This window comes from Candidatus Pelagibacter sp. HIMB1517 (assembly GCF_052047895.1).
Lineage (GTDB): Bacteria > Pseudomonadota > Alphaproteobacteria > Pelagibacterales > Pelagibacteraceae > HIMB114.
In genome coordinates, this window is the sequence record NZ_JBNAIW010000001.1 from 192,384 (window position 1) to 218,220 (window position 25,837).

23 protein-coding genes are annotated in these 25,837 nt (G+C 32.7%); 3 read left to right on the forward strand and 20 right to left on the reverse strand.

From position 1 onward, the window contains the following. Positions 1–24: 24 nt before the first annotated feature. Positions 25–1,995 carry a replication restart helicase PriA gene (priA, locus tag ACTTAT_RS01170; protein WP_440679216.1) on the reverse strand — a complete coding sequence of 657 codons (1,971 nt, stop codon included), beginning with the start codon at positions 1,993–1,995 and terminating at the stop codon, positions 25–27. Between the two features lie 37 nt (positions 1,996–2,032). On the opposite strand from priA, the gene fsa reads away from it, so the two are divergent. Further along, positions 2,033–2,689: a fructose-6-phosphate aldolase gene (gene fsa / locus ACTTAT_RS01175; RefSeq protein ID WP_440679217.1), complete on the forward strand. Its 657-nt coding sequence runs from the start codon at positions 2,033–2,035 to the stop codon at positions 2,687–2,689. Here the strand turns inward: fsa and lpdA are convergent, their stop codons facing one another. From lpdA to ffh, 19 genes are all read right to left on the reverse strand, one after another. Continuing rightward, a complete protein-coding gene (lpdA, locus tag ACTTAT_RS01180) occupies positions 2,690–4,087 on the reverse strand; it encodes a dihydrolipoyl dehydrogenase (protein ID WP_440679218.1) in 1,398 nt (465 codons plus the stop codon). It lies immediately after the preceding gene. Beyond that, complete coding sequence (odhB, locus tag ACTTAT_RS01185) at positions 4,087–5,343, reverse strand: 2-oxoglutarate dehydrogenase complex dihydrolipoyllysine-residue succinyltransferase (protein ID WP_440679219.1); 1,257 nt, start codon at positions 5,341–5,343, stop codon at positions 4,087–4,089. Before odhB ends, lpdA begins: the two co-directional genes overlap by 1 nt. Continuing rightward, a complete protein-coding gene (locus tag ACTTAT_RS01190; protein ID WP_440679220.1) occupies positions 5,343–8,276 on the reverse strand; it encodes a 2-oxoglutarate dehydrogenase E1 component in 2,934 nt (977 codons plus the stop codon). Before ACTTAT_RS01190 ends, odhB begins: the two co-directional genes overlap by 1 nt. Before the next feature lie 17 nt (positions 8,277–8,293). Next, positions 8,294–9,169: a succinate--CoA ligase subunit alpha gene (sucD, locus tag ACTTAT_RS01195; protein ID WP_440679221.1), complete on the reverse strand. Its 876-nt coding sequence runs from the start codon at positions 9,167–9,169 to the stop codon at positions 8,294–8,296. Continuing rightward, positions 9,170–10,330: an ADP-forming succinate--CoA ligase subunit beta gene (gene sucC / locus ACTTAT_RS01200; RefSeq protein WP_440679222.1), complete on the reverse strand. Its 1,161-nt coding sequence runs from the start codon at positions 10,328–10,330 to the stop codon at positions 9,170–9,172. 3 nt (positions 10,331–10,333) lie between these two features. Continuing rightward, a complete protein-coding gene (gene mdh / locus ACTTAT_RS01205; RefSeq protein ID WP_440679223.1) occupies positions 10,334–11,293 on the reverse strand; it encodes a malate dehydrogenase in 960 nt (319 codons plus the stop codon). 75 nt (positions 11,294–11,368) lie between these two features. After that, positions 11,369–12,487, reverse strand: coding sequence for an aspartate-semialdehyde dehydrogenase (gene asd, locus ACTTAT_RS01210; RefSeq protein WP_440679224.1), 1,119 nt, complete (start codon positions 12,485–12,487; stop codon positions 11,369–11,371). 52 nt (positions 12,488–12,539) lie between these two features. Next, a complete protein-coding gene (locus ACTTAT_RS01215) occupies positions 12,540–14,033 on the reverse strand; it encodes a CoA-acylating methylmalonate-semialdehyde dehydrogenase (RefSeq protein WP_440679225.1) in 1,494 nt (497 codons plus the stop codon). Between the two features lie 13 nt (positions 14,034–14,046). After that, positions 14,047–14,829: a succinate dehydrogenase iron-sulfur subunit gene (locus ACTTAT_RS01220; protein WP_440679226.1), complete on the reverse strand. Its 783-nt coding sequence runs from the start codon at positions 14,827–14,829 to the stop codon at positions 14,047–14,049. 2 nt (positions 14,830–14,831) lie between these two features. Next, a complete protein-coding gene (gene sdhA, locus ACTTAT_RS01225; RefSeq protein WP_440679227.1) occupies positions 14,832–16,610 on the reverse strand; it encodes a succinate dehydrogenase flavoprotein subunit in 1,779 nt (592 codons plus the stop codon). Then, positions 16,607–16,936, reverse strand: a complete 330-nt coding sequence (gene sdhD / locus ACTTAT_RS01230; protein WP_440679228.1) for a succinate dehydrogenase, hydrophobic membrane anchor protein — start codon at positions 16,934–16,936, stop codon at positions 16,607–16,609. Before sdhD ends, sdhA begins: the two co-directional genes overlap by 4 nt. Further along, positions 16,936–17,304: a succinate dehydrogenase, cytochrome b556 subunit gene (gene sdhC, locus ACTTAT_RS01235; protein ID WP_440679229.1), complete on the reverse strand. Its 369-nt coding sequence runs from the start codon at positions 17,302–17,304 to the stop codon at positions 16,936–16,938. The genes sdhD and sdhC overlap by 1 nt, the downstream gene beginning before the upstream one ends. Before the next feature lie 64 nt (positions 17,305–17,368). Next, complete coding sequence (leuB, locus tag ACTTAT_RS01240) at positions 17,369–18,469, reverse strand: 3-isopropylmalate dehydrogenase (RefSeq protein WP_440679230.1); 1,101 nt, start codon at positions 18,467–18,469, stop codon at positions 17,369–17,371. Continuing rightward, on the reverse strand, positions 18,462–19,070 hold the full coding sequence (leuD, locus tag ACTTAT_RS01245; RefSeq protein ID WP_440679231.1) for a 3-isopropylmalate dehydratase small subunit: 609 nt from the start codon (positions 19,068–19,070) through the stop codon (positions 18,462–18,464). The genes leuB and leuD overlap by 8 nt, the downstream gene beginning before the upstream one ends. Beyond that, positions 19,063–20,469, reverse strand: coding sequence for a 3-isopropylmalate dehydratase large subunit (leuC, locus tag ACTTAT_RS01250; RefSeq protein WP_440679233.1), 1,407 nt, complete (start codon positions 20,467–20,469; stop codon positions 19,063–19,065). Before leuC ends, leuD begins: the two co-directional genes overlap by 8 nt. A 7-nt stretch (positions 20,470–20,476) precedes the next feature. Continuing rightward, positions 20,477–20,980 carry a 50S ribosomal protein L19 gene (gene rplS / locus ACTTAT_RS01255; RefSeq protein ID WP_440679234.1) on the reverse strand — a complete coding sequence of 168 codons (504 nt, stop codon included), beginning with the start codon at positions 20,978–20,980 and terminating at the stop codon, positions 20,477–20,479. A gap of 3 nt (positions 20,981–20,983) precedes the next feature. Further along, positions 20,984–21,679, reverse strand: a complete 696-nt coding sequence (gene trmD / locus ACTTAT_RS01260; protein WP_440679235.1) for a tRNA (guanosine(37)-N1)-methyltransferase TrmD — start codon at positions 21,677–21,679, stop codon at positions 20,984–20,986. 7 nt (positions 21,680–21,686) lie between these two features. After that, positions 21,687–22,220, reverse strand: coding sequence for a 30S ribosomal protein S16 (gene rpsP / locus ACTTAT_RS01265; RefSeq protein ID WP_440679236.1), 534 nt, complete (start codon positions 22,218–22,220; stop codon positions 21,687–21,689). Positions 22,221–22,237: 17 nt separating this feature from the next. Beyond that, entirely contained in the window at positions 22,238–23,599 is a 1,362-nt protein-coding gene (ffh, locus tag ACTTAT_RS01270) for a signal recognition particle protein (protein ID WP_440679237.1), read from the reverse strand. 171 nt (positions 23,600–23,770) lie between these two features. On the opposite strand from ffh, the gene dapF reads away from it, so the two are divergent. Then, positions 23,771–24,583 (forward strand): diaminopimelate epimerase, encoded by an 813-nt coding sequence (gene dapF, locus ACTTAT_RS01275; protein ID WP_440679238.1) that lies wholly within the window; start codon positions 23,771–23,773, stop codon positions 24,581–24,583. After that, a complete protein-coding gene (gene mtaB / locus ACTTAT_RS01280; protein ID WP_440679239.1) occupies positions 24,583–25,836 on the forward strand; it encodes a tRNA (N(6)-L-threonylcarbamoyladenosine(37)-C(2))-methylthiotransferase MtaB in 1,254 nt (417 codons plus the stop codon). Before dapF ends, mtaB begins: the two co-directional genes overlap by 1 nt. Position 25,837: the final 1 nt, after the last annotated feature.

The following is a 25,837-nucleotide window of genomic DNA, read 5'->3' on the forward strand; positions in this document are numbered from 1 at the left end:
GATCTGGTGGACAAGATGTCATAATTAAACAAAATTTAACGGATCTACGTCGACTTGTAGTTTCAAATTCTTAGGTAATTGAGCAAGTTCAAGTTTTTTTTTAATTTGCGCTTGTGGGGTAACTTTAGGGTTGTATTTAATTAATAATCGAAAGCGAAAATCTGATTTTATTTTTGAAATCACTGCTGAAACTGGACCATATATTTCAATGAATTCATTCTTGGGCAAAGTTTGTTTTAATTGAATTGCATATTTTTGAACATGAAAACTATTTTTGCCCGAAACAACAATAGATATGAATTTATAAAAAGGAGGCAAATTAGAATATTTCCTAAAATCAATCTCTTTTTTATAAAAATTATCTGAATTAAATTTTTTTAAAGACTCAAAAATATTATTTTTATCATCAAATGTTTGTAAAAAAATTTTGGACTTTTTATTAAAACGACCCGCCCTTCCAGATAATTGAGATAATAATTGATAATTTTTTTCTGAGGACCTTATATCATTTCCAAGAAATGCGCTGTCGCAATTTACGGCCACAATACAATTCAAGTGTTTAAAATTAAAACCTTTTGAGACAATCTGCGTTGCTACAATTATTTTTGTTTTATTTTCTTCGATATTTTTTAATTTATCTGAAAATGTATTGTATTCAGTTAAATCACTTGAAAGAATATCTGCATTATAACCTTTGAATTTATTTTTTATTTCTTCAAATACTTTTTCTAACCCTAAACCATAAAACTTAAAGTTACATTTCGAATTATCCTTACATTGTCTTTCAAGTTTAGTTGAATAATTACAATAATGACATAGAGCAGTATTATCTCTTTTATGATAAACCAATCCAACAGAACATTTTGGACATTCTAATCTTTTCATACATTTGTAGCAAAAAACAAATGTTGAGTGACCTCTTCGATTTAAAAAAAACAAAACCTGATCACCAGTTTTGAGATAGTTTTTGACTTCTTTAACTACCAATTCAGAAATAAAATTATTTTCAGATATATTTTCTTTAGTTAATTTTATAGTTTGAATCTCAGGCAACTCAGATTGGTTAAAGCGATTTTTTAAAGAAAAATAATTATATTTTTTGTTTTTTGAATTATAAAAAGTTTCAACTGATGGAGTTGCGCTAACTAAAAAAATAGGAAATTGATCTATTGAAGCCTGCAAGATTGCCATATCTCTTGCATTGAAAGATATACCTTCTTCTTGTTTGTATGAGGCGTCATGTTCTTCATCAATGATAATTAACTTTAAATTTTGAAAAGGAAGGAATAATGCTGATCGAGCACCAAGGATAAGTTTAATTTCATTTTTAAAAACACCTTTCCAAATTTTTTTTTTAATTTTATCTTTTATTCCAGAATGCCAAATGGCAGGCTCATATTGAAAAAAATCTTTAAATCTTTTTGCAATTTGCTCACTCAATCCCTTTTCTGGAAGCAGAACTAAAACTTGATAATTTTCTTCTAGAGCTTTTTTGATAATTTCAAAATAAATATGAGTTTTTCCCGACCCTGGAATTCCTTGAAGTAAATTTGTTGAATATTTTTTAAAATCTATTTTTTTTTCAATATTTTTTAAAATATCTTCTTGCTCAGAATTTAAATTTTTATTTAAATTAATTTTTGGTTTAAACTCTGAAAAATCATTAATTTTTTTTAATCCTTTTTCAAAACTTTTGAGCCCGTTCTTGTATAAAAATAAGTTTAGAACCAATCCTTTTTTAATAAGATTGTAATTTGACATTTGTTTAATAAAGTTAATTTTATTTATTGAAAACGTAGGAAGATCTAAAATTTTAATAATTTTTTTTATTTTAATCCCTTTTTTTAAACTTTCAGAATTAAGGCTCCATATAACGCCAATAATTTCCTTATTTTTAAAGGATACTAATACTATGTTCCCAACTTCTGCTTTTTGATCTATTTTATATGTAAAGGTTTGATCAAAATTTAATGGTAATAGAACATCAACTAGCATAATAAATTTGTTAATTAGAAATTTTTAGCTTTTATTTATGAAAATATACATAGACTCTTCAGATATTAAAGAAATCAAAGAAATTAATAAAACAAAATTAGTGGATGGAATTACAACAAATCCTTCATTAATTGCAAAACAAAATAAAAATATAAAAACAATCTTAAAAGAAATATGTAACGAAATCAAAGGCCCTGTAAGTGCAGAGGTAACCGCGGTAGATTGTGAAGGAATGCTTAAAGAAGCTAAAATTTTAAAAAAAATTGCAAAAAATATAGTAATCAAACTTCCACTAACTTTTGAGGGTTTGAAAGCCTGTAAAGAACTTTCAGCAAAAGGAATTAAAACAAATGTAACCTTATGTTTTTCTGTCACTCAAGCATTAATGGCGGCCAAAAGTGGGGCAACATATGTATCGCCTTTTATTGGACGTCTCGATGATATTGGAAAAAGTGGAGTTGATTTAATACAAGATGTTAGAAAAGTATTTGATAATTATAAGGATTTAAAAACAAAAATTTTATCTGCATCAATCAGAAACATTGATCATGTAAAAGAAGTTGCAAAAGCTGGATCAGATATTGCAACAATACCTCCTAAAGTATTTCATGAAATGTATAAGCATGAACTTACTGATAAAGGATTGAAAATTTTTTTAGATGATTGGAATAGCACTAATCAAAAGATTAGTTAATTACATATGAATTGGTCTTTTATCTACTGCTAACGCAGCTTCCTTAACAGCCTCTGTTAAAGTAGGATGCGCATGACACGTTCTAGCAATATCTTCAGAGCTTGCACCAAACTCCATAGCTAATGCAAGTTCAGCAATTAGATTTCCTGCATCAGGACCTACAATGTGAACACCTAAAACTTTATCAGTTTTTTTATCAGCTAAGATTTTTACAAATCCATCAGCTTCATCGTTAACTTTAGCTTTTGAATTTGCCATAAAAGGAAATTTTCCTACCTTGTATTCAATTGAAACTTGTTTCAATTCCTCTTCAGTTTTTCCAACAGAAGCAACTTCTGGATGTGTATAAACTACTCCAGGAATTACATCATAATTTACATGTCCATATTTGCCTGAAATCATCTCAGCTACAGCAATACCTTCTTCCTCGGCTTTGTGAGCTAACATCGGTCCAACTACAACATCACCAATTGCATATACGTTTTCAACATTTGTTTTAAAATGCTTATCAATCTTTACTCTTCCTTTTTCATCTTTTTCAATATTTACATTTTCTAGCCCAAGGCCGTCTGTATTAGCCTTTCGACCAACACAAACTAATACCACGTCTGCCTCTAAAATATTATTTGAGCCATCTTTTTCAAACTCTATAGTGGCCTTTGACCCATCGCTATTAACTTTATTAACTTTTGATGAAAGATTGAATTTCATTCCTTGTCTTTTTAAAATTTTATGAAAGCTATCTGAAACTTCCCTATCCATTCCTGGAAGAATATGATCCATGTACTCAACAACTTCTACATCAGCACCTAATTTCATCCATGCAGATCCAAGCTCAAGACCAATTACGCCACCACCAATCACAACCATTTTATTTGGGACTTTTTCTAATGCTAAGGCACCAGTAGATGATACTATAACTTTTTCATCAATATTTATATTTGGTAATGTAGCCACAGAAGACCCTGTAGCTATAATTATATGTTTACCTGTTACTTGGCTATCAGATCCGTCTGAATTTTTTATATTTACTGTATTATTTGATGCAAAACTACCGTGTCCTTTAATGTATGTAACTTTATTTTTTTTAAACAAAAACTCTATACCTTTTGTTAATCCGTCTACAGTTTTCAACTTATGACTCATCATCTTAGATACATCTAAAGATAAGCCATTAGTCGTAATTCCAATTTTATCAAATTCTTTGTTAGCTTTATGAAACATCTCTGCGGAATGAAGTAATGATTTTGAAGGTATGCATCCTACATTCAAACATGTCCCACCAAGAGAACCTCTCGACTCAATACATGCTGTTTTGTGTCCTAGTTGTGCCGCACGAATTGCACATACATATCCGCCTGGACCACCACCGATTACAATTACATCAAAATTTTCCATTATAAATTTAAAAATAATCTTCTTGGATCTTCTAAAATTTCTTTAACACGTACTAAAAAAGAAACTGCTTCTTTGCCATCAATAATCCTATGATCGTATGATAAAGCCAAATACATCATTGGACGAATTTCTATTTTTCCATTAATTACAATTGGTTTCTGGACTATATTATGCATCCCTAAAACACCTGACTGGGGCGGGTTTAAAATTGGTGTTGATAACATTGAGCCATAAATGCCGCCATTTGTAATTGTAAATGTTCCACCTTGAAGTTCTTCAATAGATAATTGACCATCCCTAGCCTTGCTACCAAGATTAATAATTTCTTTTTCAATATCAGCAAATGACATTTGGTCTGCACTTCTAACTACCGGCACAACCAAACCTTTGTCAGTACCAACAGCCACTCCAATATTATAATAATTTTTATATACTATTTCCTCGCCTTGAATCTCTGCATTAACTGCTGGAAATGTTTGCAATGCATTTACACATGCTTTTACAAAAAAGGACATAAAGCCAAGTTTTACACCATAAATTTTTTCAAACTCCTCTTTGTTATCCTTTCTAATTTGCATTATCATTGACATGTCTACTTCGTTAAAAGTCGTCAACATCGCTGCAGTATTTTGCGCTTCCTTTAGCCTTTTAGCAATTGTTGCCCTTAGCCTTGACATTTTAACTCGCTCTTCAGGACCTTTATCTTGGAATTTTTTATCTAAACCAGGGTTTACTCCCATTAATCCAATCAAATCGCTTTTTAAAATTTGACCTCTTTTTCCTGTCCCCTGAATGCTTGCAACGTCTAAATTATTTTCTACAATTACTCTTTTTGCTGCAGGAGATGGGTCTACTGATTTTTTCTCTAAGTTAATTGGAACAACTTTTGCCGCTTCTTTTTGAGGCGCTTCTTTCTCCAAAATTAATTCTTCTTTTTTTGATATATCTGATATTTCTTCTTTTTTAATTTCTTTAACTTTGTTTTCTTCTTTTTTTACCGGGGCAGCAGAAACCGATCCTGCTTCACCAATCTCTCCAAGTTTTGCACCTACTCCAACTGTTTCTCCTTCTTTAATACTTATCTCAGATAGCACTCCTGATGTTGGCGAGGTTACTTCAACACTAACTTTATCTGTTTCAAGCTCTACTATAGGCTCATCCTCATTTACATTGTCTCCAGTTTTTTTAATCCACTTTGCAACCGTGGCCTCTGTAACAGATTCTCCAAGTGTAGGAACTAAGATTGGGGTGCTCATTATATTGTAATCGCTGTTGTAACAATTTCTTGCTGTTGGGCAAGATGTTTTTTGAGGTAGCCACTTGCTGGTGAGGCTGATGGCTTCCTGCCAGTATATTTTAATTTTTTAGACTTTGCGTTTATATACTCTAAAGTTCGATTTACATATCGCTCAACATGATTCCAGCAACCCATGTTTTGAGGCTCTTCTTGACACCATATGAAACTTTTTGCGTTTGAAAATCTATTCAAATGCCTTGCCAAGGTTTTAGCTGGGAAAGGATAAAGTTGTTCAATTCTAACTAGTTGAACTTTGTTTGCTTTTTGCTTTTCTCTTTCATCAACTAAATCATAATAAATCTTACCAGTACACAAAATAACTTTCTCAATTTCTTCATCCTTTGCCAATGGTATCATATTGTATTGAGAGTATTCTGCTTTATCTGAAAGCACCCTATGAAATGAATTTTCTTTTGTAAAATCTTCAATTTCAGAAATACACCTTTTGTGTCTCAATAATGATTTTGGTGTGAATACTACTAATGGTTTTCTGAAAGGACGATGAAGTTGCCTTCTTAGTGCATGAAAATAATTTGCTGGTGTTGTGCAATTTACTACTTGAATATTTTCTTGAGCACATGCCTGTAAATATCTTTCGACTCTTGCCGAAGAATGTTCGGGTCCTTGGCCTTCGTATCCGTGAGGTAAAAGCATTACAAGTCCACTAGCACGAGTCCATTTTTTTTCTCCAGAACTTATAAATTGATCAAAAATTACCTGAGCACCATTTGCAAAATCTCCAAATTGAGCTTCCCATAAAACCAATGTATCAGGATCTGTTAAAGAGTAACCATATTCAAAACCCAAAACTCCCATTTCAGACAATAAACTATCTACAATTTCTACTTTTCCTTGATTTGAAGAAAGGTTTTTAATTGGATAATACCTTTCGCCAGTTTCTTGATCATTTATGCCCGCATGCCTATGGCTAAAAGTTCCTCTTACAGAATCTTGTCCAACTAATCTAACTCCATAACCCTCATCAGAAATAGTCCCCAATGCCAGTGTTTCAGCAAGTGCCCAATCGATTTCTTTTCCTGTTTCAAGCATGTTTAATCTATTTTCAAATATCCTAGATATTGTTTTGTGAGGATTAAATGTTGTAGGAATTGTACTTAATTTTCTCCCTAATGTTTTTATTTTTTCAATATCAACACCAGTGACACCTCTTCTATCTTGCCCTAATTCAGAAGTAAATTTTGACCATACTCCAGTGAACCAATCAAATTCATTTGATTTATAATTTTTGGAAGCTTCAAATTCTTCATCTAATATTTTTTGATAATTTGCTAATTCATTTTTAAAATATTCTTCAGATATACTACCTTCATCAATTAATTGTTTTGAATATTTTGACAAAGTAGATTCATGTTTTTTGATTTTTTTGTACATTAATGGCTGAGTAAATGATGGCTCATCACCTTCATTATGTCCAAATTTTCTATAACAAAAAATATCTATAACAACATCTCTGTTAAATTTTTGTCTATACTCTGTTGCAATCTTTGCGCAGTAAGTGACTGCTTCAGGATCATCTCCATTAACATGAAATATAGGAGCTTGAACCATTTTAGCTACTTCTGATGGGTAAGGCGAAGATCTTGAAAACTCAGGCTGTGTAGTAAATCCAATTTGATTATTCACAATAATATGAATAGTTCCACCAATATTATGACCTGTTAACCCTGACATAGCAAAACACTCAGCTACAATACCCTGTCCTGCAAAAGCCGCGTCTCCATGAAGTAAAATTGGTATTACTTGCTTCCTATCTTTATCTTTATGAAAATCTTGTTTTGCTCTTGTTTGACCTAACACTACAGGATTTACAGCTTCTAAATGCGAAGGGTTTGCTGTTAAACTTACATGGACTAAATTTCCATCAAATTCTCTATTTGCAGATGCTCCTAGGTGATATTTTACATCACCAGATACTCCACCACTTGCTATTCCAGGATCTCCAGCGAATTCTTTAAAAATTTTTTTTAATGGTTTTTGAATGACATTTGTAAGTATGTTTAATCTTCCTCTGTGAGGCATACCAATTTTTACTTCCTTACAACCTAATGCGCCTCCTCTTTTAATAATCTGCTCCATTGCTGGAATAAGAGCTTCACATCCATCTAATCCAAATCTTTTGGTTCCAACATATTTTTTTGCAAGATATTTTTCAAAGCCTTCGGCTTCTATTAATCTATTCAATATTGCTTTTTTTCCTCTTTCGGTAAAATGTATCTCTTTATCTTTTCCTTCTATACGAGCTTGTATCCAGCTTTTTTCTTCTGGATCATTCATATGCATAAATTCAAAACCTATATTTGAACAATAAGTTCTTTTAAGAATATCTAATATTTCTTTCAAGGTGGCATACTTCAATCCTAGTACTTCATCTATAAAGATTTTTTTATTCATATCTGAATCAGTAAATCCATAAGTTTTAGGATCAAGCTCTGGTGCATATTCTTTTTTTGTTAATTCCAAAGGATCAAGCTCAGATTGAAGGTGTCCTCTAATACGATACGCTCTAATCATCATTATAGCCCTAACAGAATCTTTGGTATTGCTTTCGATATCACTTGAAGAGCTTTGTGGTTTCTCTTTGGCAATTTTGCTCTCGAGGGAATAATTTAAGTTTTCTGGAAGAAATTTTTCATAAATATCTGGATCAATATCAGAAGTATGTTTAAGTTTTTTTGGTGTCCATGATGCTCCGGAAACCTCTTTTTTTACTAAATCTTGGTTATCATTAATTCCTTCAAAATATTGTCTCCAGCTTTCAGGAACATTATCTGGGCTGTTACTATATTTCTCATACATCAATTCTATATAAGAAGAATTCGATTTGCTTAAAAAAGAAGTAGTTTCAAATATTTTATTTTTAGAAGCTGACATTATTAATTGGTATTATATCAACCATTTAATACTGATTTCAATGTTTTTCCAATATCAGCTGGAGAGTCTGTAACAGTTATGCCGCAAGATTGCATAGTTTTAATCTTATCTTTAGCGCCACCTTTCCCTCCTGCGATGATAGCACCAGCATGACCCATTCTTCTTCCTGGAGGAGCAGTAATACCTGCAATAAATCCAACCGTTGGCTTTTTTATTGGATTATTCTTTAAAAATTCAGCAGCTTCTTCTTCTGCAGATCCACCAATTTCACCAATCATAATAATAGACTCAGTTTTTTCGTCTTTTAAAAATAGATCCAAGCAATCAATAAAGTTAGTTCCATTAACTGGATCGCCACCAATACCAATACAAGTTGATTGCCCTAAACCTTCTGCTGTTGTTTGAGCTACCGCCTCATAAGTTAAAGTTCCAGATCTTGATACAATACCAACAGTTCCTTTTTTATGAATATGTCCTGGCATAATACCAATCTTACATTCTTCAGGGGTTATAATACCCGGACAGTTTGGTCCTATTAACCTTGAGTTAGAATCTTGTAATTTTTCTTTGACTTTAATCATATCAAGAATTGGTATTCCTTCAGTAATACATACAATCAAAGGAATTTTTGCATCTATTGCTTCAATAATTGCCGATGCTGCAAATTTAGCTGGAACATAAATCATTGTTGCATCTGCTCCTGTTTCATCAACTGCTTCTTTAACAGTATTAAAAACTGGTTTTCCTAGATGAACCTGACCACCTTTTTTTGGTGTAACACCGCCAACTAAATTTGTACCATAGGCTAAAGCTTGTTCAGAATGGAACGTACCATTTGCACCAGTAAAACCTTGGCATATCAATTTTGTATCTTTATTAACGAGTACTGACATTTATTTAATAGCCTCTACTATTTTTTTAGCAGCATCATTTAAATCATCTGCTGGAATAATTTTTAAACCAGAATTGTTTAATATTTCTTTCCCCTTTTCAAAATTTGTACCAGCCAATCTTACAACTAAAGGAATATTTAATTCTGTCTCTTTTGCAGCTGCAATTACACCTTCAGCAATCACATCGCATCTCATTATTCCTCCGAAAATATTAATTAAAATCCCTTTTACATTTTTATCTGATAAAATAATTTTAAATGCTGCTGTAACTTTTTCTTTTGAGGCACCGCCTCCAACATCTAAAAAGTTTGCTGGCTCAGATCCATAAAGATTGATAATATCCATTGTCGCCATCGCTAAGCCCGCACCGTTAACCATACATCCAATTTGGCCATCTAATTTAATATAAGCTAAATCATACTTACTAGCCTCAATTTCCATTGGGTCTTCTTCATTTAGATCTCTTAATTCTAAGATTTCAGGATGTCTGAATAAAGCATTGTCGTCAAAATTAATTTTAGCATCCAAACATATAACTTTATTATCTTTGGTTAAGATTAATGGATTTACTTCAATTAAGTTTGCATCAGTTTTAATTAATGACTGATACAGTGCTTGAACAATTTTTTTTCCATCTTCTAAAGCGTTTCCATCAAGATTGAATGGTTTTAAAATATCTAATACATCTTTATGATTCACTTTATCTTCGATGCCAACACGTGTAGTGATAATTTTTTCAGGTGTTTTAGCTGCTACCTCTTCAATATCCATTCCTCCTTCTGCACTGGAAATAAAAGCTATTTTCGAAGTAGCTCTATCTACAAGACAAGATAAATAAAACTCCTGATCAATTTCAGAGGCATCTTCTAAATATAACCTTTTTACTTCTCTGCCTTGCGGACCTGTTTGATGAGTAACTAGCACCTTTCCAAACAGCTCTTTAGCTTCTTTTTTTAATTCATCTAAATTATTTACTAACTTTACGCCCCCAGCTTTTCCTCTACCGCCCGCATGGATTTGAGCCTTTAAAACAATTTTATTAGTAGTAATTTTTTTTGCTGCCGATTCTAATTCATCTAAACTAAATACTGGACAACCATTTGGAACTGGTGCTCCAAATTTTTTTAAAATTTCTTTTGCTTGATGCTCGTGAATGTTCAATTTTTATTTTAAAGACGGATCGATATTTTTGGCAGCATCTAATAATTCATTAACTGCCGCAATTGAAATATCAAAGTTCTTTTTCTCCTCTTCATCTAAATCTAACTCAATTACTTTTTCAATGCCATTCGATCCAATAACTGCCGGTACACCTGCATAAAGATCACTTACTCCATATTTATTTTCCAAATAAACTGCACAAGGCAATGTTTTCTTTTGATCTTTTAAGTATGATTCTGCCATATCAATAGCCGAAGCAGCTGGTGCATAAAAAGCGGAACCGTTTCCTAAAAATTTAACAATTTCCGCACCACCTTTTCTAGTTCTATCAATGATAGAGTCTAATTTTTCTTTTGACAATTTTCCATCTTTAATAAAATCCATTAAATTTTTACCATCTACTGTAGTCCTATTTGGAACAGGAACCATTGTATCTCCATGACCGCCAAGAACGAAAGAGTCTATTTTTTTGATAGGTACTTTAAGTTCTTTTGATAAAAATAATTTAAATCTTGATGTATCTAACACTCCAGCCATCCCCACAACTTTGTTTTTTGGAAGTCCAGAATATTTTTGCAAGGCCATAACAATAACATCTAGGGGGTTTGTAATACAAATAACAAAAGCATTAGGAGATGATTTTGCAATTCCTTCTCCAACCTGTTTAATAATTTTTAAATTAGTTCCTAATAAATCATCTCTAGTCATTCCAGGTTTTCTTGGAATGCCAGCTGTTATAATTACAACATCAGAGTCTTTTGTATCGTCATAATTATTTGTTCCTACAAAATTAACATCAAAACCATCTATTGCAGATGATTGAGCAATGTCTAAGGCTTTTCCTTTTGCAACACCTTCTGCAACATCAAAAAGAACAACTTCATTTGCAAGTTCTTTCAATCCGATGAGATGGGCTAAAGTTCCACCAATTTGACCAGCGCCTATAAGAGAAATTTTTTTCATGCGGGATATATATTTAATGGATAACAAAAATCAAAGACTAAATTGAAGCAGTAAAAGTGTATATTTCTATGAAGTTTAATGATGCAAAACTATATTTAACATTCTTCTTAAAGGTTCAGCAGCTCCCCATAATAATTGGTCACCGACGGTAAACACGTTAAGATAATCATCACCAATATTTAATTTTCTTACTCTGCCAACAGGAATGATTAATGAACCACTTACTTTTGCTGGACTCAATTCTTTTACTGTAACTTCTTTTTCATTTGGAATTAACTTGGTCCATTCGCTGGTTTGTTCAATGATATTTTCAATTTCATTTAACGGTAATTTCTTGTTAAGTTTTATGGTTAATGCCGCACTATGAGAACGCATTGCACCTACTCTTACACAAGTTCCATCAATTGGTACAGGTTTTGAATTTCCTAAAATTTTATTAGTTTCAGCAAAAGCTTTCCACTCTTCACGTGATTGACCGTTATCTAACTTGGAATCAATCCACGGAATAAGACTGCCCGCTAATGGTACCCCAAAGTAATCAACAGGAAATTTTTTAGAATTCATTTCATTATAAACATTTTTATCAATTTCTAAAATTTCAGAAGCGGGGTTTTGCAAAAGTTCTTTTGAACTATCATAAAGACAGTGCATTTGGTTAAGCAACTCCCTCATATTTTGAGCTCCACCTCCTGATGCAGCTTGATAGGTCATTGAAGTTGCCCATTCTACTAACCCTTTTTTAAACAAGCCTCCAATACCCATTAACATACAGCTCACAGTACAGTTGCCACCAATAAATTCTTTTTTTCCTTTTTTTAACGCATCTTTAATAAGATTTTTATTAATAGGGTCTAATACAATTGTACTCGACTCTTCCATTCTTAAATTTGATGCAGCATCAATCCAAAAACCTCTCCATCCATTATTTCTTAAATCTTTAAAAATTTTTTTTGTATAGTCGCTACCTTGGCAAGTTAAAATGACATCCATTTTTTTAAGAGTTTCAATATCGAAAGCATCTTGTAAAATATTTTCACCTTTTCCAATATCAGGACCTTCTTTGCCAGACTGCGAAGTGCTAAAAAAAACTGGATCTTTAATCTTTTTAAAATCTTCTTCTTCGATCATTCTGTTGATCAAAACAGAACCAACCATTCCTCTCCAACCAACAAATCCAACTCGCGCGATGCTCATAAATTAACTATAAATCAATTTTAAAGAAATTGTAAAATAAATTAGAAAATTCTTACTTCATAGTTGGCATTGTAAATTCAGGATTATCTTTTATTCCTGAAGGCCATCTTGAAGTAATAGTTTTTAATTTTGTATAAAATCTTACTCCTTCTGGTCCGTGCATATGCTGGTCGCCAAATAAAGAGCGCTTCCATCCGCCAAAGCTATGAAAAGCCATTGGAACTGGTATTGGTATGTTAACTCCTACCATTCCCACTTTAATTTTGTTTGTAAAAGTTCTAGCACTGTCTCCATCTCTAGTGAAAATAGATGTTCCGTTTCCATATTCATGATTATTAATTAAATCAACTGCTGAATTAAAGTCTTTAACTCTAACAACAGATAAAACTGGGCCAAAGATTTCCTCTTTATAAATCCTCATTTTGTCAGTGACATGATCAAATAAACAGCCACCTATGTAGAAGCCATTTTCATATCCTTGTAATTTTAAGTTTCTGCCATCAACAACTAGTTTTGCACCTTCTTCAACGCCAAGATCTACATAGCCTCTGACTTTTTCTAAATGTTCTTTGGTAACAAGCGGACCCATTTCAGATGTTTTGTCCATCCCAGGACCTACTTTTAAGGCTTCAACTTTTTGAGAAAGTCTTTTTACTAACTCGTCACCTACATTTCCAACGGCAACTGCTACTGACTGAGCCATGCATCTTTCACCAGCAGAACCATATGCAGCTCCCATTAATCCATTTACTGCCTGATCAAGATCAGAATCTGGCATAACTACACAATGATTTTTTGCCCCGCCTAATGCTTGAACTCTTTTTTCAAATTTTGCTGCATTTTCATAAATATATTTTGCTATTCCTGTTGATCCTACAAAACTAACTGCAGCTACATCCTTGTGCTCTAAAAGTGCATCAACAGATTCCTTATCACCATTCACAACATTAAATACTCCATCAGGTAAACCTGCTTGTTTTAATAAGTCACCTAACATCATTGAACAACTTGGGTCTTTCTCTGATGGTTTTAATATAAAAGTATTTCCACATGCTATAGCCACTGGAAACATCCACATTGGAACCATAGCTGGAAAATTAAATGGTGTAATACCAGCGCAAACTCCCAAGGGTTGTCTCATAGACCAGCTATCCACTCCTCGTCCAACATTTTCCGTAAACTCTCCTTTTAAAAGATGAGGGATGCCACACGCAAACTCAACAACTTCTAAGCCTCTTGTTAATGAACCTTTTGCATCGTCATAAACTTTTCCATGTTCAGCAACTATAAGTTTAGTTAGTTCATCTGAATTTTTTTCGATGAGTTCCTTAAATTTAAATAATATTCTTGCCCTCGTAATTGGTGGAGTATCTGCCCATTCTGTAAAAGCCTGTGATGCAACTTTTATTGCTGCATCAACATCAGATTTTGATGCCAAATTAACCTTAGCCTGTACTTCACCAGTTGCTGGATTAAAAACATCAGCTAATCTTTTGCTTTCACCTTTAAACTCTTTTCCATCCACAAAGTGGAAAATATTTTTCATAATTTGAATATTACTACGCTGACTTTTCAGTCACCAGCATTTTTTTAATAGAACCAATTGCTTTAGCTGGATTCAATCCTTTTGGGCAGGCATTTGTGCAGTTCATAATAGTATGGCATCTAAATAACTTTAATTCATCAGCTACTTTTTTTAATCTTTTTTGTCGTTCCTCATCTCGACTATCAATGATCCATCGATAAGCTTGTAATAAAACTGCTGGACCTAAATATTTATCTCCGTTCCACCAGTAACTAGGGCATGAAGTTGCACAACATGCGCACAAAATACATTCATACAAACCATCTAATTTAGATCGATCTTCAACAGTTTGTAGGCTTTCTGTTCCGTTTGAACTTTTGCTTGATTGCATCCAAGGTTCAACAGATTGATATTGCTTATAAAGTTGCTTTAAGTTTGGAACCAAATCTTTGATTACTGGCATATGAGGCAATGGATAAATATTAATATCACCATCAATCTCTTTGGCTGACTTTGTGCATGCAAGTGTATTTGATCCATCAATATTCATTGCGCAAGATCCACAGATACCTTCCCGACATGATCTTCTAAAGGTTACAGTTGAATCAATTTCATTTTTAATTTTTATTAATGCATCTAAAACCATTGGACCGCAATTATCCATATCTACTTCGTAAGTATCTACACGAGGATTTTCATCTTTGTCTGGATCCCATCTGTAGACATTTACTTTTTTAATATTTTTTGAATCAGAATCTGATTTAAAATAGTTGCCTTTTTTTATTTTTGAATTTTTTGGAAGATTAAACTGTACCATAACTAGTATACTCTTGCTTTCGGAGGGAAATATTGAACGTCATTGGTTAAAGTATAATTATGAACATCTCTATAATTTAGTTTTACCTTTCCATCTTCATGCCATGCTAAAGTATGTTTCATCCAATTCTCATCATCTCTTTCTTTAAAATCTTCTCTAGAGTGAGCTCCTCTGCTTTCTTTTCTATTCTCAGCAGAAGCAACGGTCACCTGTGACTGTCTAATTAAATTATCAAATTCTAACGCTTCGACTAAATCAGTGTTAAAAATTAAAGATCTATCTTTGATAGATATATTGTTTAATCCTTGCCAAGGCTCTTGAATTTCATTTAAACCCTCTTTTAATGTCTTGTCAGTTCTAAAGACCGCACATTTACTTTGCATAGTTCTTTGCATTTTATCCCTTAAAATTGCAGTTGGTGTATCACCATCAGCATTTCGCATTTTGTCAAATCGATCCAAGCATTTTTGAGTTTCTGCATCTGAAATATCTTCATGTTTAGAATTAGGCTTTACTTTTTCAGCAGCTCTTACCGCTGCCGCCTTACCAAACACTACAAGATCAATTAAAGAATTTGAACCTAAACGGTTTGCTCCGTGCACTGAAACACACGCGGCTTCACCAACAGCCATTAAACCATCAACAATAGTATCTGAACCATTTGCGTCTTTAGTTAAAACTTCACCAAAATAATTAGTTGGAATTCCGCCCATATTATAATGAACCGTAGGTAATACTGGTATTGGCTCTTTTGTAACATCAACTCCAGCAAAAACTTTTGCGGACTCTGATATACCGGGTAATCTTTCTTTTAAGATTTTAGCATCTAAGTGATTTAGGTGTAAAAAAATATGATCTTTGTTTTTTCCAACACCTCTGCCTTCATTAATTTCAATTGTCATTGATCTTGAAACAACATCTCTGGAAGCAAGATCTTTTGCTGAAGGAGCATATCTTTCCATAAATCTCTCACCTTCTGAATTTACTAAAAAGCCACCTTCGCCTCTACTGCCTTCCGTAATTAAACATCCAGCACCATAAATTCCTGTTGGGTGAAACTGAACAAACTCCATATCTTGCAAAGGAAGTCCTGCTCTAAGTACCATTCCACCACCATCACCTGTACAAGTATGAGCAGAAGTTGCTGAAAAATAAGCTCTTCCGTAACCACCTGTTGCAAGTATGACCATCTTTGATCTAAAACGATGAATAGTTCCGTCTTGTAAATTCCATGCAATAATCCCTTGGCACTTTCCATTTTCCATAATTAAATCAAGTGCAAAATATTCAATGAAAAACTCAGTGTCTCTTTTAAGAGCTTGTCCGTAAAGAGTATGAAGTATAGCGTGACCTGTTCGATCTGCTGCCGCACAAGTTCTTTGAACCACACCGTTTCCGTAGTTCTTCGTCATTCCGCCAAATGGTCTTTGATAAATTTTACCTTCTTCAGTTCTACTAAATGGAACTCCATATTTTTCTAGTTCGATAACTGCTTGAGGCGCTTCCTTACATAGAAATTCAATTGCATCTTGATCACCAAGCCAATCAGCACCTTTTACAGTATCGTACATGTGCCATCGCCAATCATCTTCACACATATTTCCTAGAGCAGCTGAAATCCCACCTTGCGCTGCTGCTGTATGACTTCTTGTTGGAAATACTTTTGAAACACATGCAGTTTTTAAACCAGCCTCAGACAAACCAACGGCAGCTCTAAGACCTGAGCCTCCCGCACCTACTACAACTACATCGTATTCATGATTAATTACGTCGTAACTCATAATCCTAATATAACCATTGCTGAGATAGCGGCAATAGGAATTATTAAAGAAATTAATAATATTAAACCACTAGCTATTTTTTTTACTTTTTCATTATGGATGTAATCTTCGAATATTTCTCCCATTCCAATTCTCATATGAAAAAATGCTAAAAGAAATACCAAACTTAATATGCCTACATAAATCTTATTCTTTAAAAATATCACTGCATCTGAATAACTAAATGCCATTAAATTATCAAAATGAAATAAAAACCAAATTAAAAATGGTAATAAAATAACTGCTGCCACTCTTTGTAATAACCATTTTGAAACAACGTGATTCATTAAAACACCCAAGCCAAAAAAGTTAAAATAAACGATGATAATAATACTAAAATACCACTTAAATTTGCAGTTTTGATTTCATAACCATAGCCCATGTCCCAAAATAAATGCCTGATACCATTTAATAAATGATAAGAAAAAGACCAAGTTATGCCCACAAAAATAAACTTACCGATAACTGTAGCAGAAAAAATTTCAAAATATTTATAAACATTCTCTCCCAAAAAAAGCATGAAGATCCACAATGCAAAAAACATCATACCCATTAAGTTAAATATAGACGTCATTCTATGTGTAATGGATAGTAGAGATGACAACTGCCATTTATAAACTTGTAAGTGTGGAGACAAAGGACTTTCAAATTTCATAAAGATTAATCTAACTGAAAATAAAAATTATTCAAAATCACAATATGTCTCAATTTAAATTAAATTACTTTAATTTATCGATGATTGCCGATCCCATTTCAGAAGTTGAAACTTTTCGCTTTCCATCTTCCATAATATCTGGTGTTCTAAGACCGTCCTTTAAAACTGCCTTCACAGCAGAATCAATTTCATCAGCAACACCATCTAAATCTAACGAGTATTTAAGAGCCATTGCAAAACTAAGGATCATTGCAAGTGGGTTTGCGATTCCTTGACCAGCAATATCAGGAGCAGAGCCATGGCAAGGTTCATACATTGACCTAATTCTTCCATTTTTATCTTTTTCACTTAATGAGGCAGAAGGTAACATTCCTAGAGATCCAGTTAACATTGCAGCTTCATCCGAAAGCATATCTCCAAACAAGTTATCAGTAACAATCACATCAAATTGTTTTGGATTTCTAACAAGTTGCATCGCGCAATTATCAGCCAGCATATGACTTAGTTCAACATCTTTATAATTTTTATTTTCATCATAAAATTTTTGAACTTCTTCCTTCCAAAGCATTCCGGCTTCCATCACATTAGATTTCTCTGCTGATGTTACTTTTTTATTTCTTTTTTTGGCAAGATCAAAAGCAACCTTTGCAACTCTAATAATTTCTTTCGAAGTGTAAACATGTGTGTTGATACCTCTTTTTTCTCCATTAGCTATAGGTTCAACTCCACGAGGCTCACCAAAGTAAATTCCTCCCGTCAGCTCTCTTACAATCATGATATCTAGATCAGAAACAATTTCTGGTTTCAAGCTTGAAGCGCTTACAAGTTCAGAAAAGCATATTGCTGGTCTTAAGTTTGCAAACAATCTCAATTCTTTTCTTAATCTTAATAACGCTCTTTCTGGTCTTTTAGAAAATTCAAGCTGATCATATTTCGGGCCACCCACAGCTCCTAGCAAAACTGCATCACTATCCATTGCTTTATAAAGAACATCATCTGTCAATGGAGTTTTGTGTTTATCATATGATACTCCGCCAGCTAATTCTTCTGTTACATTTAGCTCTAAATTCTTATTTGAATTTAACCAAGAGATAATTTTTTTTACCTCGTCCATTATTTCTGGACCGATACCGTCTCCAGCAAGTAGTAATAAATTTTTAGGCACTAAATAACCAAGGCGTAGCTTTTTTTTGTTTTTCTATATAGTTCTCAACATCGCTTGTTTTTTTAAGACTCAAGGCAATATCATCATAACCATTCATCAAACATTCTTTTCTAAATGGTTCAACATCAAAATCGAAAGGTCTGTTATCTCCTTTTTCAATTTTTTGTTCTACTAAATTTATTGTAATTTCTTTTTTTTCCTTTGATAGCTCAGCTAATTCTTTAATTTCTTCATCTTTTAAAACGATAGGTAAAATTCCATTCTTAAAACAGTTATTATAAAAAATATCAGCAAAAGATGGTGCAATAACAACCTTAATACCAAAATCAAGCAATGACCATGGAGCATGCTCTCTTGATGACCCGCAGCCAAAATTTTTTTCTCCAATCAAAACTTTAGATTGATTGTATGGTTCTTGATTTAAAACAAATTCTTTTAAAGGATTTCCTTGCTCATCATATCTTAATTCAAAAAATAAACTTTTACCAAGACCGGTTCTTTTAATAGTTTTTAAAAACTGCTTTGGAATGATCATATCGGTATCAACATTTACAATTGGTAGATACGCTGGAATACTTTTAACTTGAGTAAACTTATCCATTATTAAACTTTCTCACATCAGTTAACTTTCCTTCAATAGCTGCTGCTGCTGCCATTGCAGGGCTACATAAATGAGTTCTTCCGCCTCTTCCCTGCCTTCCTTCAAAATTTCTATTTGATGTAGACGCGCATCTTTCTTGGGGTTTTAATTGATCAGGGTTCATGCCTAAGCACATTGAACAACCTGCATTTCTCCATTCAAGTCCAGAGTCTATAAATATTTTATCTAATCCTTCTTCCTCTGCTTGTTTTTTAACTAATCCAGATCCTGGAACAACGTAGCCAGTAACATTCTTTGCAATTTTTTTACCTTTTAAAATCTCTGCCGCTGCTCTTAAATCTTGAATTCTTCCATTTGTACATGATCCAATAAAAACCTTATCAATAGAAATTTCATCTAATTTAGTATCAGGGCTTAATCCCATATAATCCAAAGATCTTTCTACCGCTTTTCTTTTATCAGGATCAGAAAATTTTTCTGGCCCTGGCACTGAAGCATTTATTGGTAATACATCTTCAGGACTAGTTCCCCATGTTACGGAAGGAATAATTTCTTCTGCTTTTAAAATTAGTGTCTCATCATATTTTGCACCTTCATCAGATTTTAATGACAACCAATAGTTTTTTGCTTTCTCCCAATTTTCACCTTTTGGAGATAAAGGTCTATCTTTTAAAAATTCAACTGTTTTTTCATCTGGTTGAATAATTCCAGCTCTTGCCCCTGCCTCAATCGACATATTGCAAACTGTCATTCTTTCTTCCATTGTTAAATTCTTAATGGCCTCACCACAATACTCAATTACGAAACCAGTTCCACCCGCCGTTCCTATCTTACCAATTATTGTTAAGATAATGTCTTTAGCAGTTACTCCTGTTGGAAGTTTACCTTGAATTTCAATTTTCATGTTTTTAGATTTTTGTTGAATCAAAGTTTGAGTTGCTAATACGTGTTCAACTTCTGATGTACCAATTCCAAATGCTAAAGCGCCAAATGCACCGTGCGTTGCTGTATGACTATCGCCACAAACTATTGTCATACCAGGTTGTGTTAAACCTTGCTCTGGCCCAATCACATGAACAATTCCTTGTCGAATATCATTTAAACCAAAAAAATCGATACCAAATTCTTTGCAGTTATTATCTAAAGTTTCATATTGAATTCTTGAATCTTCATTTTCAATTGGCTTGCTACGATCTGTTGTAGGAACATTGTGATCAGCAACAGCCAATGTATACTCAGGGTGCTTGACTTTTCTATTATTCATTCTCAAGCCTTCAAAAGCTTGTGGGCTAGTTACTTCGTGAACTAAGTGTCTATCAATATATAATAAACATGTGCCATCTTCCTGTTTTGCCACCAAATGATTATCGAATAATTTGTCGTATAATGTTTGAGCCATTATAAGATTATTTTTTTTCTTGATTTGTATCTTTAGGATTTTCTGATTTTGTTTCAGTTGGAGTAGATTGCTTTTCTACTTCGTCTTTTATTGAATTTTCGCTAGCTACTTGCTCTTTTGTAGCTTCTTGAACTACTTCTATACCTAATTTCTTTTTGATTTTTTCGTTAATACGAGCAGATTTACCACTTCTGTCTCTTAAATAATAAAGTTTAGCTCTTCTTACTTTTCCAGAACGTATCAATTCAACAGAGTCTAGGTTTGGACTATATAATTGGAACACTCTTTCAACACCTTCGCCAAAAGAAACTTTTCTGACTGTGAATGAAGAGTTAATTCCGCCATTTTTCTTAGCTATACAAACTCCTTCAAAAGCCTGAACTCTTTGTCTCTTTCCTTCTACAATTCTAACGTTTACTTTAATTGTGTCTCCAGGAAAAAATTCTGTTATTTTTTTTCCAGCAGAAACTTGTTCTAAATGTTTTTTTTCAATTTCTTCAATTCTATTCATATTTTAATTTTTATTACTTTTATTACAGTGCTTAGTCCATAAATCTGGTCTACGGCGCTGAGTTATACTCTGTGATTGATTTAAACGCCAGTCTTTTATTTCCCCGTGATTCCCAGATAATAGAACCTCCGGAACCTCTAAATCTCGCCATTTTCTTGGCTGAGTATATTGAGGATATTCAAGTAAATGATTATTAAAGCTCTCTTCTTTAGTTGAATTTTCATTACCAAGAACACCTGGTAGTAATCTTATAACAGCATCAAGCACAACAACTGCAGCACTTTCTCCACCTGAGAGAACATAATCACCAACAGAAATTTCATCAATATTTCTGTGATCCAATACTCTCTGATCAACTCCTTCAAAGTGACCACATAATAAGTTTATTCCTTTCAATTTTGAAAATTCATTGGCAAGTTCTTGATTAAATACTTTGCCCCTTGGAGATAAATAATAAGTTTTATAATCGTTTGAATTTTTCTCTAAACATTCATTAAGCACATCAGCTTTCAAAACCATGCCGCTACCACCACCAAAAGGTTTATCATCTACTGTGGCATGCTTATCATATGCATAATCACGAATATTTTTAACATTTAATTCCCATATTTTTTTTTCTGAAGCTCTTTGATAAATTCCATGACCAAGAGCTCCAGGAAAAATTTCAGGATACAATGTAAAAATATTAGCTGAGAACATATCTAGTTTATTTTTTATCTTCTTCTTTGCTTTCAGCTTTTGGAGCTTCGGCTGCTTTTCCTTCTTTAGGAGCCTCTGCTTCTGGCTTTGTTTCAGCAGCAGCTTTTTCTTCTTTAGGCGCCTCTGTTTCAGGTTTAGCTTCATTCTCGGGTTGAGCTGGTTCAGCCGGTTTCTCAGCTTCTGCTTTTGCAGCCTCTTCAGCAGCTTTTTTTGCTTCTTCTGCTGCAGCTAATCTTTCTTGAGCTTTCTTTTTTGGTTTAGCTTTAATTGGGTTATTCTTTTGTGCTGGCTTAGGGATTACATTCGCTTCACCTAAAAACCTTGCAATACGATCAGATGGCTTTGCACCTTTTTCTAACCAATATTTAATTCTCTCAATATCTAAACTCAATCTTTCTTTTTTATCTTTTGGTAACAGAGGATTAAAAAAGCCAACTTTTTCTATAAATCTTCCGTCACGTGGTTTTCTAGAGTCTGCAATTACAATTTTATAAACTGGTCTTTTTTTTGCACCTCCTCTAGACATTCTTATTTTTAACATTGTGTTCCTTTCTTTTTTTATTTTAAGTTATTTAAAAGGTCCGGTGGAATACCATCCAAACCTTGTAAAGCTCCTCTTCCACCTTTTGACATTTTTTTCATAACATTTGTCATCATCTTGTGTTGTTTGAGAAGTTTATTTACCATTGAAATGTCTGTACCAGATCCATTTGCAATTCTTTTTTTTCTTGAGCCTCCAATAATTTTTGGATTATCTCTTTCTTTTTGCGTCATTGATAAAATGATTGCCTCCTGTTTATTTAGTAAGCTTTCATCTAGATTTGATTCATCAATTTGCTTTTTCATCTTTGAAACACCTGGCATCATACTAAGTACTCCGCTCATACCTCCTACTTTCTTCATCTGTCTTATTTGTTGAAGGTATGTATCAAAAGTAAAAGATCCTTTTTTTATATCTTCTTCAATTTTTTCAATTTTTTCTTGCTCTAGATCTTCAGCAACTTTTTCAACTAATGATACAACATCTCCCATGCCAAGGATTCGGTTTGCAATACGATCAGGATGAAAGGCTTCTAGTTGATCAATTTTCTCACCAGTAGCTAAAAATTTAATTGGACATCCTGTTACCGCCTTCATACTTAAAGCAGCACCACCTTTTCCGTCACCATCAATTCTTGTCAGAATAATCGATGATAAATTTACAGTTTTTTGAAATTCTTGAGCGATATTTACTGCGTCTTGACCTGTTAACGAATCTGCAACAAGCACAATTTCATGTGGCTGTATTTCATTTTCAAGCTGTTTTAGCTCCATCATCATCTGTTGATCAATTTGAGTTCTTCCCGCAGTATCAAAAATAACCACATCCTCACCGCTTAAAGAAACTGCATTCAAAGCTCTCTTTGATATTTCAACAGGTAATTGACCCTCAACAATAGGCAATGTTTTAATATCGTTATCATTTCCAAGCACCTGTAATTGCTGTTGAGCTGCTGGACGATAGATATCTAAACTCGTCATTAGAACTTTTTTTGATAATTTTTTTTGTAAAAAATGAGCTAATTTTGCTGTTGAAGTTGTTTTTCCTGAACCTTGTAAACCGACTACTAAAATTTTAATTGGTGGAACATTTCCTAAATTTAGTTCTGACTTCTCGCTACCTAATACTTTAATTAATTCATCATTTACTATTTTGATGATCATCTGGCCGGGGGTTACAGATTTTAAAACTTCTTGGCCGATAATTTTTGGTTTTACATCTTCAATAAATTTTTTAGTAACCGAAAGCGCAACATCAGACTCTAATAAAGCTTGTCTTATTTTTCTAAGACCCTCATCAGCTTGTTTCTCATCTAGCCTTGTTATCTTGTTAAAAAAGGAAAAGGCCGACTCAATTTTATCTGTTAAATTCTCAAACATAATTTTTCTTTACTTCCAGCAGGTATCGCACTAGTGGGCGAAAACTCGCTGACTAGTGTTGATCTCCCTTATTCAGGGACACCAGAAAAAGACTACCTTTTTCTTGGAAGTGGGCTGAAACTACATAGATATGTTTATAAAGTCAAGAAAACGGTCTAAAACTAAATAATTATGAAATTTAAAGCATTTAAAATGGATGGTTTAGGAAATGATTTCTTAATAATTGATAATAGAAACCAAAAAATCTCTTTAAATCCAGAACAAATTTTAAAGCTTTCTAACAGAGAAAAAGGAATTGGTTTTGATCAGTTAATTTATATAGAAAATTCAACTCAAGCTGATGCTGAAATAAAATATTTTAATTCAGATGGTCAAATGGCAGACGCTTGTGGAAATGGCAACAGATGTATCTCAGATATTTTAATAAAAGAAAAAAATAGAGATAATGTAACATTTAAAGTTAATAACTTTGTACATACCGGATCTAAAAATATTGATAATTTAATTAATGTTATAATGCCAAAACCAAAAATTAAACTATCAGAAATACCAGTCACTAATGATGTACAAAATAATCCTTTTTTAATTGAAATTAATAGTAAAAAATTAAAGGGTCATTTGATAAACGTGGGAAATCCACACATTGTTTTTTTTGAAAAAATATCTGATGAAAAATTAAAAAAAATTGGACCAATAATTGAAAGCTTAAAATATTTTCCAGATAGAATAAATGTTACTTTTGCAGATATACAAAATGAAGATAACATAGATATTAATGTGTGGGAAAGAGGAGCTGGCAAAACATTAGCTTGCGGAACTGCAGCATGTGCAACTGCTTATATAGCATCAGATTTAAAACTTACTAAAAATCCAGTTAATATACATTTTCAAAAAGGACATTTGCTGATTAAAATTAATTCTGACAAAACGATGATGATGACTGGCCCAGTATCAGAAAAAAAAGAAATAGAAGTTAGCTTATAATGTTAAGTAAAAATATCATAACTTATGGTTGTCGACTCAATATTTATGAATCTGAAGTTATGCAAAAACATTTAGAGAAAGCAAACCTAAAGAATTATATTTTGTTTAACAGTTGCTCAGTCACAAATGAAGCAAAAAAAAAAGTTATTGACGATATAAGAAAATTTAAAAAAAAGTATCCTAATAAAAAAATAATAGTGACAGGTTGTGCATCTCAAATAGACAGCAAAACTTTTCTTAGTATGAGTGAAGTTGATCATGTAATTGGCAATAAAGAAAAAATGGAGTTTGAAACATTTTTAAAAATTTCAAATGAAAAAATTGGAAATAAAATATCAGATATTATGGAGCTTAAAACGATAGCTCCTCAATTCATTGAAAGTTTTGAAAATCATTCGCGGGCCTTTATACAAATTCAAAATGGCTGTGATCATAGATGTACATTTTGTACAATTCCTTTTGGCAGAGGAAATTCAAGAAGCTTGCCAATTAATAATATTATAGAGCAAATTAAAATACTTAATGAAAAAGGTTTTAATGAAATCATTCTTACTGGTGTTGATTTAACCTCATACGGTCCTGATCTAGATGAAAAAGTAAATTTAGGAAAACTTGTTGAAGCGATCTTAAAAAATAATAAAGAACTAAAAAGACTTAGATTATCATCTTTGGACTCTATAGAAATTGATAGCTTATTATTTGAAATTCTTTCATCAGAAAAAAGGGTTATGCCGCATTTTCATTTATCAATGCAATCAGGTGATAATATGATTTTAAAAAGAATGAAAAGAAGACATCAAAGAGAGCATGCCATAGACTTTTGTAACAAAATAAAACTAGCACGTCCTGAAGTTATATTTGGAGCAGATTTAATTGCTGGTTTTCCTACAGAAACAGAAGAGATGTTTCATAATACTTTAAAAATTATTGATGAATGTGATTTAACACTCTTACATATTTTTCCTTTTTCTCCAATGGAGAAAGCGCCTGCTTCTAAAATGCCTCAAGTTCCTAAAAATATAATTAAAGAACGAGCAAAAATTCTTAGAGAAAAGGGTCAATTAAAAATGAAAGATAAATTTAAAGATACTGTAGGGAAAACTTTAAATGTGCTTACTGAAAAAAATTCTTTTGGTTACTCAGAAAATTACTTAAAGGTAAAAATATCTAGTAAAAATTCTTTAAAAGAAGGTCAAATAATACCTGCACAAATCACGGGGTACAACCCTAATCACCTCGAGGCAACAATATAAG